The organism is Pseudomonas sp. B12(2026), assembly GCF_057767015.1.
On sequence record NZ_CM173430.1, the window covers coordinates 4,374,220 to 4,387,865 of the forward strand.

General features: G+C 68.2%; 12 protein-coding genes. 3 read left to right on the forward strand and 9 right to left on the reverse strand.

Going from position 1 to position 13,646, the window contains the following annotated elements:
* The 6 genes from AC3B6A_RS20330 to AC3B6A_RS20355 form a co-directional block, all read right to left on the reverse strand.
* On the reverse strand, positions 1-210 hold the full coding sequence (locus tag AC3B6A_RS20330) for a DUF1656 domain-containing protein (RefSeq protein ID WP_488398900.1): 210 nt from the start codon (positions 208-210) through the stop codon (positions 1-3).
* Complete coding sequence (locus AC3B6A_RS20335; RefSeq protein WP_488398901.1) at positions 197-2,185, reverse strand: FUSC family protein; 1,989 nt, start codon at positions 2,183-2,185, stop codon at positions 197-199. The genes AC3B6A_RS20330 and AC3B6A_RS20335 overlap by 14 nt, the downstream gene beginning before the upstream one ends.
* 181 nt (positions 2,186-2,366) lie before the next feature.
* Positions 2,367-2,480, reverse strand: a complete 114-nt coding sequence (ccoM, locus tag AC3B6A_RS20340; RefSeq protein WP_488398902.1) for a cytochrome c oxidase subunit CcoM — start codon at positions 2,478-2,480, stop codon at positions 2,367-2,369.
* A gap of 216 nt (positions 2,481-2,696) precedes the next feature.
* A complete protein-coding gene (locus AC3B6A_RS20345) occupies positions 2,697-2,858 on the reverse strand; it encodes a hypothetical protein (RefSeq protein WP_207885122.1) in 162 nt (53 codons plus the stop codon).
* Positions 2,855-3,454, reverse strand: coding sequence for an alpha-ketoglutarate-dependent dioxygenase AlkB family protein (locus AC3B6A_RS20350; RefSeq protein ID WP_488398903.1), 600 nt, complete (start codon positions 3,452-3,454; stop codon positions 2,855-2,857). Before AC3B6A_RS20350 ends, AC3B6A_RS20345 begins: the two co-directional genes overlap by 4 nt.
* 51 nt (positions 3,455-3,505) lie before the next feature.
* Entirely contained in the window at positions 3,506-3,808 is a 303-nt protein-coding gene (locus AC3B6A_RS20355; protein WP_488398904.1) for an aspartate-semialdehyde dehydrogenase, read from the reverse strand.
* Positions 3,809-4,032: 224 nt separating this feature from the next.
* On the opposite strand from AC3B6A_RS20355, the gene rapA reads away from it, so the two are divergent.
* Both rapA and uspN read left to right on the forward strand, forming a co-directional pair.
* Entirely contained in the window at positions 4,033-6,885 is a 2,853-nt protein-coding gene (gene rapA / locus AC3B6A_RS20360; RefSeq protein ID WP_488398905.1) for an RNA polymerase-associated protein RapA, read from the forward strand.
* 364 nt (positions 6,886-7,249) lie between these two features.
* Positions 7,250-7,702: a universal stress protein UspN gene (gene uspN, locus AC3B6A_RS20365; protein WP_488398906.1), complete on the forward strand. Its 453-nt coding sequence runs from the start codon at positions 7,250-7,252 to the stop codon at positions 7,700-7,702.
* A gap of 69 nt (positions 7,703-7,771) precedes the next feature.
* Here the strand turns inward: uspN and AC3B6A_RS20370 are convergent, their stop codons facing one another.
* On the reverse strand, positions 7,772-9,430 hold the full coding sequence (locus tag AC3B6A_RS20370; protein WP_488398907.1) for a phosphoethanolamine transferase: 1,659 nt from the start codon (positions 9,428-9,430) through the stop codon (positions 7,772-7,774).
* A gap of 294 nt (positions 9,431-9,724) precedes the next feature.
* On the opposite strand from AC3B6A_RS20370, the gene AC3B6A_RS20375 reads away from it, so the two are divergent.
* Positions 9,725-11,887, forward strand: a complete 2,163-nt coding sequence (locus tag AC3B6A_RS20375; protein WP_488398908.1) for a putative bifunctional diguanylate cyclase/phosphodiesterase — start codon at positions 9,725-9,727, stop codon at positions 11,885-11,887.
* On the opposite strand, the gene AC3B6A_RS20380 is transcribed toward AC3B6A_RS20375, so the two are convergent.
* Both AC3B6A_RS20380 and AC3B6A_RS20385 read right to left on the reverse strand, forming a co-directional pair.
* Positions 11,861-12,658 (reverse strand): hydroxypyruvate isomerase family protein, encoded by a 798-nt coding sequence (locus AC3B6A_RS20380; protein ID WP_488398909.1) that lies wholly within the window; start codon positions 12,656-12,658, stop codon positions 11,861-11,863. The two genes, AC3B6A_RS20375 and AC3B6A_RS20380, sit on opposite strands and share 27 nt — an antisense overlap.
* Positions 12,655-13,551, reverse strand: coding sequence for an NAD(P)-dependent oxidoreductase (locus tag AC3B6A_RS20385; RefSeq protein WP_488398910.1), 897 nt, complete (start codon positions 13,549-13,551; stop codon positions 12,655-12,657). Before AC3B6A_RS20385 ends, AC3B6A_RS20380 begins: the two co-directional genes overlap by 4 nt.
* Positions 13,552-13,646 lie beyond the last annotated feature (95 nt).

A 13,646-nucleotide genomic window follows, 5' to 3' on the forward strand; every position in this document is an offset into this window, starting at 1 on the left:
TCAAGGGGCTGCGCTCAGCGCCCAGGTGACGCCGCACAGGATCAGCACGAACAGCGAGCAGTCGAACAGCGCCTCGTGCCAGATCCAGCGGCCCAACGGCGTGGCCTGCAGCAGCAGGCGCAGCACCACGGTCAGGCCCAGGGCCAGCACCGCGTAGATGAACAACGGGCTGAGGTAGACGCCGCCCCAGCCGACCTCATGCAGTCCCATGCTGCTCCTCCAGTCGGCACCACTGCCGCCAAGTGTGGCGCAACTGCGCCAGGGCCGCGCGGGCCAGGCGATTGGGCTCGCTGTCGCCGTGGCGGTCGCGCGCCAGGGCCTCTTCCAACGGCTCGCAGAGCGACTCCAGGCGTTGTTCGCGGCCGACGCCGGGGCCCTGCTCCAGCACGCCGGCCAGCGCGCCGAGGAACTGCTCGCGCGCCTTGCGCAGCACGCCCTGGGCGCCATTGAGGCAGGCGCGCATGTGGATCAGCTCGTTGCCCAGGTCCAGCGCCAGCAGGCCGTCCTGCCAGCGCCGCTGTTCGTCTTCCGGCAACAGGGTGTAGTGCCGCGCCAGGCGGATCAGGCGGTCGGCCATGCGCCCGCCGAACCAGTTCTCCGCCTCGTCGATCGGCCGCCGGGTCAGGCGCCCGAGGTCGACGCAGGTGGCCTGGATCAGGCGGCGGTTGAGCCAGTCCGCCGGCAGGGTCAGCAGGCGGAACACCAGCACCGCGAAGCCCACGCCGATGACGATGCCCTGGACGGAGTTGAGCAGGCTCGCCAGGTCGTACTTCATCACGTTGCTCGGCGCCACCAGGGTGATGAAGTGGATCGCGAAGGAGGTGGCGGTGCCGGTCAGCGCCGGCGTGGCCATGCCCAGCAGGGCGAAGAACAGCGGCACGCCCATGGCCATGCAGAGCAAGGGGAAGCCGTTCCACTGCGGCAGCAGCCACTGGGTGACCACCGCGGCGGCGGGCACCGCGTAGAGGATGCCGCGCAGGAAGCCCAGGCCGATGGCGACCGCGTTGTCGCGGTTGGCGAACAGGCTGCAGATCACCGCCGCCAGCAGCATCCCGCCGGTGGCGGCGGGCCAGGCGGTGGCCATCCAGAAGGCCGACATGCCGAGCAGCGCCAGCGCGCTGCGCAGTCCGTAGAACAGCGCCATCAGCCAGTCGCGGTGCCAGGACAGGGTGCCGGTCGCCCGCTCGTCCACCGCCCCCGAGGCGACCGAGCGCATGGTGCGTTCGGCCTCCAGCGCCTTGCGCAGCAGCAGCGCGCAGCGGGTCAGGCAGTAGCGCAGGTCGTTGGACTGGCGGTCGTCGGTACCGGCCTGTTCCAGCCGTTCGCCCAGCGCCTTCATCGACTCGACCTGCGGGTCCTGCAGCAGCGCCTGCAGCTCGTCGATCCAGGGTTGCAGGCGCGCGCTGTCTCCCGCGTCCAGCACGCCGCGCTGGCGGGCCACGCCGCGCGCGGTGCGCAGCAGACTGAGCAGGTCGCGCGAGAGAATGCGCAGCGCCCGTGAACGCATGCGCCCGCGATAGCCCTCGAACCAGGCGTGGTCGCGCTGCACGTCGACCTCGACGATCTTGCCCAGCGCCTGCAGCAGGCCCTTGATCTCCCGCGCGTCGGCCTCGATCTCGCTGCGCGCGGCCTGCATCCCGGTGAGCCAGGTGGCCCGCGCCTGCTTGTCCAGGTTGGCCTCGACCCGGCGCGGCCAGAGAATCGCGCTGACCGCCGACGCGCAGAGGATGCCCAGGCAGATTTCGGTACTGCGCGCCACGGCCTGGTCGAACACCTCCAGCGGATGGCTGATCGCCGGCAGGCCGATGATCGCCACCGTGTAGCCGGAGAGCACGAAGGCGTAGGAAACGTGGTTGCGCAGCATCGTCGAGGCCGCGGTGCAGAGGCCGAGCCATACCGACACGGCCAGCAGGAACAGCCAGGGGGTCTGGGCGAACAGCGCCATGATGACCACCGACATGGCGGTACCGGCCAGGGTGCCGACCAGGCGGAACAGCCCCTTGGCCACCACCATGCCCGACAGCGGCTGGGACACGATGAACACTGTCATCAGCGCCCACTGCGGCTGTTCGAGGTCGAAACGAAAGGCGGCCCACAGCGCCAGGCCGCCGGCCAGGAGGGTCTTGATCGCGAACTTCAGCGCCAGCGTGTCCGGCGCGAGGAATGCCTGTAGCGTAGGTCGCACGCGGTCTCTCGAAAGTCTCCGGGTCTATCGCTTAAAGATAGCCGGCGAAGGGAATGGCAATATCGTTGCCTAACATATTATTAGCCAGCTAACGATATGTCATTCCCACTTTCGTACAGGCAAAAAAAACGGGCGACCTAAGTCGCCCGAAGTGCCTTGCGTGCTCTGTGTATCCGGAGGATCAACCGCGCTTGCTGTGCGAGTCCTTCCAGATGAAATATCCAACCCCGCCGAAGAACAGGACCATGAGTCCTACGGTAACGATGCCTGCGAGAACCACTTCGTCGATGAACATGATGCTGGCCTCCTATCTGCCCACATCGTCTGGGAATGACTGCAGATTACCGGCGACCGGGCAGGAGAAATTGACCTGGATCAATGGTCGACAAGGCGCTTTCCGGGGAGGGCCGGAGCACTGACGCAAGTCAACTTACGGAGGGGGTCGGGTGCGGCGGGAAGCCGCGCAGGGCGGCACTTTCGGGGAAAACGGGGCGGTCAGTGGCGGCAACGATCAGCGTTTTTTCGGCTTGCTCTTGCCCTTCTTGCGCGCCTTGCCCAGCGGCAGCGCGTTCTCGAAGGCCTGGCGCACGTCCTGCAGGCGCTTTTCATGCACGTCGTGGATGCGCTTGTCGCGCTCGGAGGCGAAGTCGATCAGTTTGTCGTCGTTGCTCATGGCAGGGCATGCACCAGGCGGAAAGTCAGGTTCAGGCGCGGTGCGACCGGACGGCGCGTCTTGGCGACCTGATGCTGCCAATAATGCTGCGTCGCGCCGGACATGACCAGCAGTGAACCGCCGGACAGCTCGATGGAGTGTTCGATTGTGTGTCGCCCCTTGCGGCGCAGATCGAAGCGCCGCGCGCTACCGAGGTTCAGCGAGGCCACCACCGGGTTGCGCCCCAGTTCCGGCTCGTCGTCGCTGTGCCAGCCCATCGAATCCTGGCCATCGCGGTAATGGTTGAGCAGCACGCCGTTGAAGCGCTGCCCGGCCGCCGCCTCCACCCGCGCGCGGATCTCCGCCAGCAACGCAGTCCACGGCAGCGGCGCGTGGGTCAGGCCGGAATAGCTGTAGAAGGCCTCGGGATCGCCGTACCAGCAGACCAGCCGCGGCACCGGGTAGTCGCGGCCATGCAGGTGCACCCGCGGCTGCTCCCAGGGCGTCTCGGCGAGCAGTTGCGCGAACCATTGCGCCGCCAGCGCCGGCGGGCACCAGTCGGGCATCAGGCGCAGCTCGGCATCGGGCAACTGGATGGGGGCATCGTCGAACAGCATGCGGGACTCGGCGTGGTCGGCTGTCCGCCCAGCTTACTCCGGGCCGGGCGGTCAGACCTCGATATCGATCCACAGGCCCTTGCGCGAGGCCTCCTGCGCCTCGCCCAGTTCCTCGACCTGCTCCAGTTCCTCCAGCGCCTCGCCCTCCGGGGTGCCGTCGCTGGCCTGGCGGCGTTTGCGCCGGCGCCGGTATTCCTCTTCCAGCAGCGCTTCGCCGGGGCGCCGCTCCAGGCCCACGCCGGCATTGCCCGCGCTGGGCGCGGGCGGGCTCACCGGGGTGACATCCGGTCGCGGCCTGGGCACGTCCTGCTGGGCAGTGACCGGTGCCAGGCCATGGGGAATCGGCGGCAGCATGTGGAAAAGTCCCCTCGCAGGTCCTCTGGTCAGGCTATCGGCGGGCCGGCTACAGACTTGAGCCCGGCTCGCTACACTTTCGTACATTTGCGGCAAGTCCAGCGGGAGCCCCGACGCCCGTCGCCCATCCTCCCGGCGGGCCCGATCGTTCGGACGACCGGAGCCCTCATCGGCCATCGCTGAATGCCGCGCGTTCCGGTACCATAGCCGGCTTTTTTCGGGAGGTGTCCATGGCGCAGTATCAACCGGGTCAACGCTGGATCAGCGACAGTGAAGCGGAACTTGGGCTGGGGACCATCCTGGCGCTCGACGGCCGTCTGCTCACGGTGCTCTATCCGGCCACCGGTGATACCCGCCAGTACGCCGAGCGCAACGCGCCGCTGACCCGCGTGCGCTTCGCCCCGGGCGACGAGATCACCCACTTCGAAGGCTGGAAGATGACCGTCCGCGAAGTGGACGAGGTCGACGGCCTGCTGATCTACCACGGCATCACCGCGCAGAACGAGCAGCACACCCTGCCGGAAACCCAGCTGTCGAACTTCATCCAGTTCCGCCTGGCCAGCGACCGCCTGTTCGCCGGGCAGATCGACCCGATGTCCTGGTTCGGCCTGCGCTACCACACCCTGGAACACCGCACCCGCCTGCTGCAGTCCTCGCTCTGGGGCCTGGGCGGCGCCCGCGCGCAACCCATCGCCCACCAGCTGCACATCGCCCGCGAAGTCGCCGACCGCATGGCGCCGCGCGTCCTGCTGGCCGACGAAGTGGGCCTGGGCAAGACCATCGAAGCGGGCCTGGTGATCCACCGCCAGCTGCTCTCCGGCCGCGCCAGCCGCGTGCTGATCCTGGTGCCGGAAAACCTGCAGCACCAGTGGCTGGTGGAAATGCGCCGGCGCTTCAACCTGGAAGTCGCCCTGTTCGACCGCGAGCGCTTCGTCGAGAGCGACGCCAGCAACCCCTTCGAGGACAGCCAGCTGGCGCTGGTGGCGCTGGAGTGGCTGCGCGAGGACGAGAAGGCGCAGGACGCCCTGTTCGCCGCCGGCTGGGACCTGCTGGTGGTCGACGAAGCCCACCACCTGGTATGGCACCCGGAGCAGGCCAGCCGTGAATACCAGCTGGTCGAGCAACTGGCCCAGGTCATCCCCGGCGTGCTGCTGCTCACCGCGACCCCGGAACAGCTCGGCCTGGACAGCCACTTCGCCCGCCTGCGCCTGCTCGACCCGGACCGCTTCCACGACCTGGAAGCCTTCCGCGCCGAAAGCAGCCAGTACCGCCCGGTCGCCGAGGCGGTGCAGGAGCTGGTCGACCACGGCCGCCTCTCCCCCGCCGCCCGCGACGCCATCCACGGCTTCCTCGGCGACGAGGGCGACGACCTGCTGGCCAGCGTCGAGGGCGGCAACGAAGAGGCCCGCGCCCGCCTGGTGCGCGAGCTGCTCGACCGCCACGGCACCGGCCGCGTGCTGTTCCGCAACACCCGCGCCGCCGTGCAGGGCTTCCCCGAGCGCCAGTTGCACCCGTACCCGCTGGCCAACCCGGTGGAATACATGGAGCTGCCGATCGGCGAGCACCCGGACCTGTATCCGGAAGTCAGCTTCCAGGCCCAGGTCGAGGACAGCGACGAGAACACCCGCTGGTGGCGCTTCGATCCGCGCGTGGAATGGCTGATCGACACCCTGAAAATGCTCAAGCAGTACAAGGTGCTGGTGATCTGCGCCCACGCCGAGACCGCCCTGGACCTGGAAGACGCGCTGCGCCTGAAGTCCGGCATCCCGGCCACGGTGTTCCACGAAGGCATGAGCATCCTCGAGCGCGACCGCGCCGCCGCCTATTTCGCCGACGAAGAGTTCGGCGCCCAGGTGCTGATCTGCTCGGAAATCGGCAGCGAAGGCCGCAACTTCCAGTTCGCCCATCACCTGGTGCTGTTCGACCTGCCGGCCCACCCGGACCAGCTGGAACAGCGCATCGGCCGCCTCGACCGGATCGGCCAGAAGCACACCATCCAGATCCACGTGCCGCACCTGGAGAACAGCCCGCAGGAACGCCTGTTCCAGTGGTACCACCAGTCGCTGAACGCCTTTCTCGCCACCTGCCCCACCGGCAACGCCCTGCAGCACCGCTTCGGCCCGCGCCTGGTGGAACTGCTGGACGGCGGCGACGACGACGCCTTCGCCGCCCTGCTCGACGAAGGCACCGCCGCCCGCGAGGCGCTGGAAGCCGAGATGCACAGCGGCCGCGACCGCCTGCTGGAGCTGAACTCCGGCGGCGCCGGCGAAGGCGAGGCGCTGGTGGCCGAGATCGAGGAACAGGACGACCAGTTCGCCCTGCCGATCTACATGGAACGGCTGTTCGACACCTACGGCATCGACAGCGAGGACCACTCCGAGAACGCGCTGATCCTCAAGCCGAGCGAGAAGATGCTCGACGCCAGCTTCCCGCTGGGCGACGACGAGGGCGTGACCGTCACCTACGACCGCGCCCAGGCCCTGGCCCGCGAGGACATGCAGTTCCTCACCTGGGAACACCCCATGGTGCAGGGTGGCATGGACCTGGTGCTGTCCGGCTCGCTGGGCAACACCTCGGTGGCGCTGATCAAGAACAAGGCGCTCAAGCCCGGCACCGTGCTGCTCGAACTGCTGTTCGTCAGCGAGGCCGTGGCGCCGCGCAGGCTGCAGCTCGGCCGCTTCCTGCCGCCGGTGGCGCTGCGCTGCCTGATGGACGCCAACGGCAACGACCTGTCCGCCCGCGTGTCCTTCGAGACCCTCAACGACCAGCTGGAAAGCGTGCCGCGCGCCAGCGCCAACAAGTTCGTGCAGGCCCAGCGCGACGTGCTGGCCAAGCAGTTCGGCGTGGCCGAGACCAAGATCGCGCCGCGCCATGCCGAGCGCGTGGAGCAGGCCCGCCAGCAGCTGACCGCGACCCTGGACGAGGAACTGGCGCGCCTCACCGCGCTCAAGGCCGTCAACCCCAGCGTGCGCGACAGCGAGCTGGAAGCCCTGCGCCAGCAGCGCGACGACAGCCTGGCGATGCTCGACAAGGCGTCGCTGCGCCTGGAGGCGATCCGCGTGCTGGTCGCCGGCTGATCCCGCCGCCGCGTCATGAAAAAAGCCGCCACCGGGCAACCGGTGGCGGCTTTTTTCATGGGACGGGCTCTGTTCGCGAGCAAGCTCGCTCCTACGAAAAGCGGGCACGCACCCCGGCAAAGCCTGTAGGAGCGAGCTTGCTCGCGAACCCGCCCTGGCACCGCAGGGCGTTAGAGCCATACGCCACGTTACCGTGGATTCGAGTCCGGCCCACGCACGGTATTTCCTGCCCGGAAACACAGCGTTACACCGCCCCGCTCCCGGCACGTTCGGCCACACGGACTACCATTGACGCTGCGCAAGGGAATCTCGCCCTCGGAGGGATAGAGTTTTCTCAACCAAGCCACTCATTGAGGAACACATCATGTACGAGCGCATTCTGGTAGCGGTGGACGGCAGTTCGGTTTCCGACCGTGCCCTGGCCGAAGCGGCCAAACTGGCCAAGTTGAGCGGCGGCGAGCTGCGCGTCATCACCATCGTCGACAGCCCGCTGCGGCACCTGCCCGACTACGCCGTGTACTACAACCCCGAGCCGCTGCGCGAAGCCGCGCTGAAGGCCGCCGATGACATCCTGGCCAAGGCCAAAGAGCAGATCGCCGAGGTTCCGGTCAAGGCCGTGTTCGACCGGGTCTGCCAGGAGCGCGCCAGCGAGGAGATCGCCGAACGCATCGAGGTCGAGGCCGACGCCTCCAAGGCCGATGTGATCGTCATGGGCACCCACGGCCGCCGCGGCATGCGCCGCCTGATGCTGGGCAGCGTGGCCGAGGGCCTGATCCGCGTCAGCAACCGTCCGGTGCTGCTGGTGCGCGACAAGTAATCAGCCCCCGGAAAGCCAAAAGGCCCTGCGGTGTTCGCCGCAGGGCCTTTCTTTTTGCCGGTTGCCGCGTTACTGGCCGGCGGTCATGTCGCGCCGGCAGGAGTGGAAGATGTCCAGGCCCGGCTGGTAGAGGCTGGTGCGCACTTCATACAGGCCGAGCACCGAGTGGAACAGGTTGTCGTGGCTCAGCTCGTCAGCCTTGGCCTTGGTCTCCAGGCAGCCGCGATCGATGCCCAGGTCGCCCAGCGCGCCGTTGCCGAACCACATCACCATCGGCACGTGGGTCTGCGCCGCCGGGGCGATCGCATAGGGCGCCGCGTGCAGGTAGACGCCGTTCTCGCCCAGCGATTCGCCGTGGTCGGAAACGTAGAGCATCGAGGTGTCGAAGCGCGCTTCGTTGCGCTTGAGCAGGTCCACCACCCGGGACAGGAAGAAGTCGGTGTAGAGGATGGTGTTGTCGTAGACGTTCACCAGCTCGTCGCTGCTGCAACTGCCCAGCTGGTTGGTGTGGCACACCGGCTTGAAGCGCTCCAGGTTCTTCGGATAGCGGTCGTAGTACTCCGGTCCGTGGCTGCCGTCGGCGTGCAGGACGATGATGGCGTTGTCCTTCAGGCCGTCGATGTAGGCCTGCAGGTCCTGCAGCAGGGCCTCGTCCAGGCAGTTCTTGCCGTCGCAGAAGGGGCCGGGCTGGGTCTTCGGAATGTCGCGGTTCGGCACGCGCAGGCAGGTGCCCTTGCAGTCGCTGTTGTTGTCCAGCCAGAGCACGGAGACGCCAACCCGCTGGAGGATGTCGAGCAGCCCCTGGTAGGTCTTGCCCTTCTTGTCGCTGTAGTCCTCGCGGGGGAACTTGGAGAACATGCAGGGCACCGAGACGGCGGTGGAGGTGCCGCAGGAGCTGACGTTGGCGAAGTTGATGATGTCGAGCTTGGCCAGCTCCGGGTTGGTCTCGCGGGCGTAGCCGTTGAGGGAGAAATGGTCGGCGCGGGCGGTTTCACCGACCACGAAGATCATCAGCGACTTCTTGCCGTCGGCGCGCACGCGCTGGGTCGCCACGGCGTCCTCGCCGATCGGCTGCACCACCAGGTTTTCCTTGATGCCCAGGCGCTGCTTGGCGTACTTGCCGACCGCGTAGATGTAGTTGGTCGGGTTGATGAAGTGGGTCACCTTGTCTTCCTGGCGGAACACCGGCGCGTAGGTGGAATAGAAGCTGCCCACGGAGACCGCCACCACCGCCACGCACCCGGCGATCACCAGGACCTTGTTGAGCAGGCCGCGGAAGAACGGCCGATAGCTCACCGGAGTCAGCCAGACGATCGCCGCCGGCAGGACGCCCAGCACCAGCAGGTAGCCGACCATCCGCGCGCTGAACAGCGCCGCGGCTTCGCCGGGGTTGGTCTCGAACACGTTCTGCACCATCACCGTGTCGATGACCACGCCGTAGGTGTTCATGAAGTAGGCCGCGCCGGCGGACACCAGCGCCACCAGGGTGAGCGCCGGCTTGAGCAGCGGGCGGAACGACACCAGCGTCAGCAGCAGGGTGAAGGCCGCCCAGAGGAAGAAGGCGAAGGAGAGGAAGAAGCCGGCACCCTTCAGGCCTTCCAGCGGCACCAGGTTGTTCAGCGCCTTCCAGGTCGCGACGTTGTAGAACAGCACCAGGGCCAGGGAAAACAGCAGGACCAGCCGCGTCGAACTGATCTGCGGGAAAAGGCGGCGCTTGCCCTCGGACATCGAGTGCACTCCTTGAGCGTCAATAGGCGGATTGGATTGGAAAGGTGAGACACCGAGCCTGCCGGCCGGCGGCGGTAGTCTAGCGGCAAATTAGTCAAAAAATCGTCAATTTGCCCTCAGCATCCCGGCGCACGAAGACGAACGGGCTGCCGCCGCCACGCGCCACGACCGTAAGTCGGCAGCCCCGCGGAAAGGCCCGCCGCGCCTTGCAGGGCGGCGGCCTCCCCCTAGACTGACCTCAACGTGATATCGAACCGTGTCCCGACCACGTCCCGACATCAGGAGCTCCCGGCTATGGAATGGCAGAAGGACACCGTACCCGACGCTGTGCTGCTGGGCTGCACGCACAATCCCGGCCTGGTGCTGCTTGCCATCCTGATCGCCTGTGTCGCCGGTTTCGTCGCCCTGAACATCGCCGGCCGCATGCTCCGCGCGCCCCGCCACGCCCACCGCTGGCAGTGGGTGGGCGGCATCTGCCTGGGCAGCGGCATCTGGTCGATGCACTTCGTCGCCATGCTCGCCTTCCGCCCGGCGGTGCCGGTGCACTTCGGCAGCGGCCTGACCCTGCTGTCGCTGGCCATCGCCATCGGCGCTTCTGTGGTCGCGATGCGCCTGCTCGCCCACGCCGGGCTCAGCCCGCTGCAACACCTGCTGGCCGCCTGCTGCATCGGCGCCAGCATCGCCGGCATGCACTACACCGGGATGGCCGCCATCCAGGCACCGCCCATGCAGCATTACGACCCGACGCGGGTGGCGCTGTCGGTGCTGCTGGCGATCGTGATGGCCTATGCCGCGCTGCTGCTCACCCCCGTCATCAACCGCCAGCCGGCGGAGCGCCGCTGGCCCTGCCAGATCGCCGCGAGCCTGCTGCTGGGCGGCGCCATCGCCGGGATGCACTTCACCGGCATGGCGGCGCTGACCCTGACGCTGCCCAGCTGGGTGGTGGCGAGCGCGGACACCACCCAGGACAACGCCATCCAGCTCGGCCTGATGGTCGGCCTGCTGGCGCTGGCGGTGGTGCTCGCCGGGCTCTGGGCCGCCTGGATCGAGGAAAGCCTGGAGAGCAAGGAAAGCGAGCTGCACCGGGTCAACACCCTGCTCACCCAGCTCGACCACGCCAATGCCTCGCTGCAGCAGCTGGCGCGCTTCGACGGCCTCACCGGGCTGCACAACCGCTCGGCGCTGAACGAGGAATTCGCCCTACGCCTGGAGAGCAACCGCAAGAAAGGCCAGGGCATGGCGGTGATCCTGCTGGACCTGGACCACTTCAAGCGGGTCAACGACTCCCTCGGCCACGCCGCCGGCGACGAGCTGCTGTGCATCGTCGCCGGGCGCATCCGCAGCGCCCTGCGCAGCTCCGACCTGCTGGCCCGCTTCGGCGGCGACGAGTTCTGCATCCTCGCCGACCTGGGCGAGGACCACGAAGCGCGCATCCTCGCCCAGCGCCTGATGCAGCGCATGAAGGAGCCCATCACCACCGCCGGGCGCAGCCTGGTGATGACCCTGAGCGTCGGCATCAGCCTGTTCCCCAACGACGGCGAACAGGCCGAGGAACTGCTCAAGCACGCCGACCTCGCCCTCTACCAGTCCAAGGGCAACGGGCGCAACGTCACCCACTTCTTCAGCCCGCACCTCAAGACCAAGGCCACCCAGGAGCTGCAACTGGAAGAGGAACTGCGCAAGGCGCTGTGGGACGACGAGTTGGTGATCTATTACCAGCCGATCCTGCGCATCGACAACGGCGGCGTGGAACAGGTGGAGGCGCTGGTGCGCTGGAAGCACCCGGTCCACGGCCTGCTGGCGCCGGAGCGCTTCATCGGCCTGGTGGTGGCCAACGGCCTGATCGGCGCGCTGGACGCCTGGGTGCTGCGCCACGCCTGCAAGGACCTGCGCCGCCTGCACGAGATGGGCTTCGCCGAGCTGCGGGTGGCGGTGAACTGCTGCGCCAGCAACCTCGGCCGCGACGGCCTGGTGGAAGAAGTGCAGAGCACCCTGGACGACGCCGGCCTGCCGGCCCGCTACCTGGAGCTGGAAGTCACCGAGAATGCGGTGATGGCCAACATCGACCAGGCCATCCCGCTGCTCAGGCGCCTGCGCGAGCTGGGCGTGAGCCTGTCGATCGACGACTTCGGCACCGGCTATTCGTCGCTGTCGTACCTGCGCCAGCTACCGCTGGATGCCTTGAAGGTGGACCGCTCCTTCATCCGCGACGTGCCGCAATCGCAGAGCGACAGCGAGATCGCCCAGGCGATCATCGCCATGGCGCAGAAGCTGCACCTGAAGGTGATCGCCGAAGGCATCGAGCACCCGCAGCAACTGGCCTTCCTGCGCGACAACCACTGCGAGCTGGCGCAGGGTTACCTGTTCAGCCGGCCGCTGCCGTTCTCCGCGCTGGCGGAGTTCCTCGACGCCTACCGCCAGGGCGCCGGTTCAGAGCGACTGCGCAGCCAGGCTTGAGCGCCAGCGCGGCAGCCAGCGCAGCGAGTCGGCGGTGGTGCCGGTCGGGCGGTATTCCGCGCCCAGCCAGCCGTCGTAGCCGACATCGCCGAGCACCTGCAGCGGAATCTCGAAATCCATCTCGCCCGAACCCGGCTCGCCGCGCTCGGGGTAGTCGGCGAACTGCACGTGGCCGATCTGGCCCATCAGCGCGTAGATGCAATCCACCAGCTCCAGGCCCATGCGCGCCATGTGGTAGAGGTCCAGCTGCGCGCGCAGGTTCTCCCGCGCCACGCGTTCGAGCATGTCCTGCAGGTGCTCGGGGGTGTTGAGCAGGAAGTCCTTCATGTCGTGGCAGTTGATGGCTTCCATCAGCACGCCGGTGCCGCTGTCGGCGAAGGCGTCGCAGGTGGCGCGCAGGCGTTCGGCCAGGGTCTGCAGCGCGGTCTCGCGCTCCAGCCCCTCGACCAGCCGCCCGGCCAGCACGTTGACCTGCTGCGGCTTGACGATGCGCGCGTAGTCCAGCGCCTGGGCCAGCGCCGCGTCGAACTCCGCCGCGCGCTCCGGCACCGCGGCCAGGCCCGGGCCGCCCTGCATCAGGTCGCCGGCCGGCAGGTTGATCAGCACCAGCGGCAGGCCGGCGGCGTCCAGCGCGGCCTTCAGCTGCTCGGCGGGCACCTCGTAGGGGAACTGGATTTCCACGCCTTCGAAGCCGGCCTTGGCGGCGGCGTCGATGCGCTGCAGCAGCGGAACCTCGGTGAACAGCAGGGACAGGTTGGCGCAGAGTTTCATGCTTGGGATTCCTTCGTCTGACGGTATTGCTCGACCAGCGTAGCCGGGTCGCGTTCAAGATTGCCCTGGCTGCCGTGCAGGCGCATCAGTTGCGCGGCGAGGCCGCTCATGGGCGTGGCGGAGCCTTCCTCGCGGGACAGCTTCACCGCGGTGTCGAGGTCCTTGAGCAGCGTGCGCACATGCCACTTCACCGGTTCGAAGCGGCTCTCGGCCATCTGCGGGGCGAGGATCTGCAAGGGTTTGGAGTCGGCGAACCCGCCGGCCAGCGCGGGGGCGATCAGGCTGGCGTCGACCCCGGACTTCTCCGCCAGCGCCACCACCTCGGCAATCACCAGCGCGTTGCAGGCGACGATCATCTGGTTGCACACCTTGGTCACCTGCCCGGCGCCCACGTCCCCCATGCGCGTCAGGCGCTGGCCGAGATTCGCCAGGATCGGCCGCACGCGCTCGATGTCCTCGGCGCGGCCGCCGGCCATGATCGCCAGGCTGCCGGCCTCGGCGCCCGGGGTGCCGCCGGACACCGGCGCATCGACCCAGCGCATGCCGGTGCGCGCTTCCAGCTCCGCCGCCATTTCGCGGGTGGCGGCCGGCTCCAGGCTGGAGAAGTCCACCAGCACCTGCCCGGCGCGGGCACCCTCGACGATGCCGCCGGCGCCGAACACCACCTCGCGCACGGCGGCCGTATCGGCCAGGCAGAGCATCACCACCTCGGTCCCGGCGCACAGGTCGGCGGGCCGCTCCACGGCCCTGGCGCCCTCGGCGGCGAGCAGCTCGCGCTTGCCGGCGGAACGGTTCCACACGCTCAGCCGATAACCGGCGGCGAGCAAGCGGCGGGACATCGGCACGCCCATCAGGCCGAGACCGGCGAAGGCAATGGAAGGCAAGGCAGACATGGAGCACTCCTGTCAGGCAAAATAGCGGGCACGGGGGCGGCCATCTTAACCCCCGCAAGGCCCAAGGCCGAGCCTGCCGGTAAGCGCATGACACC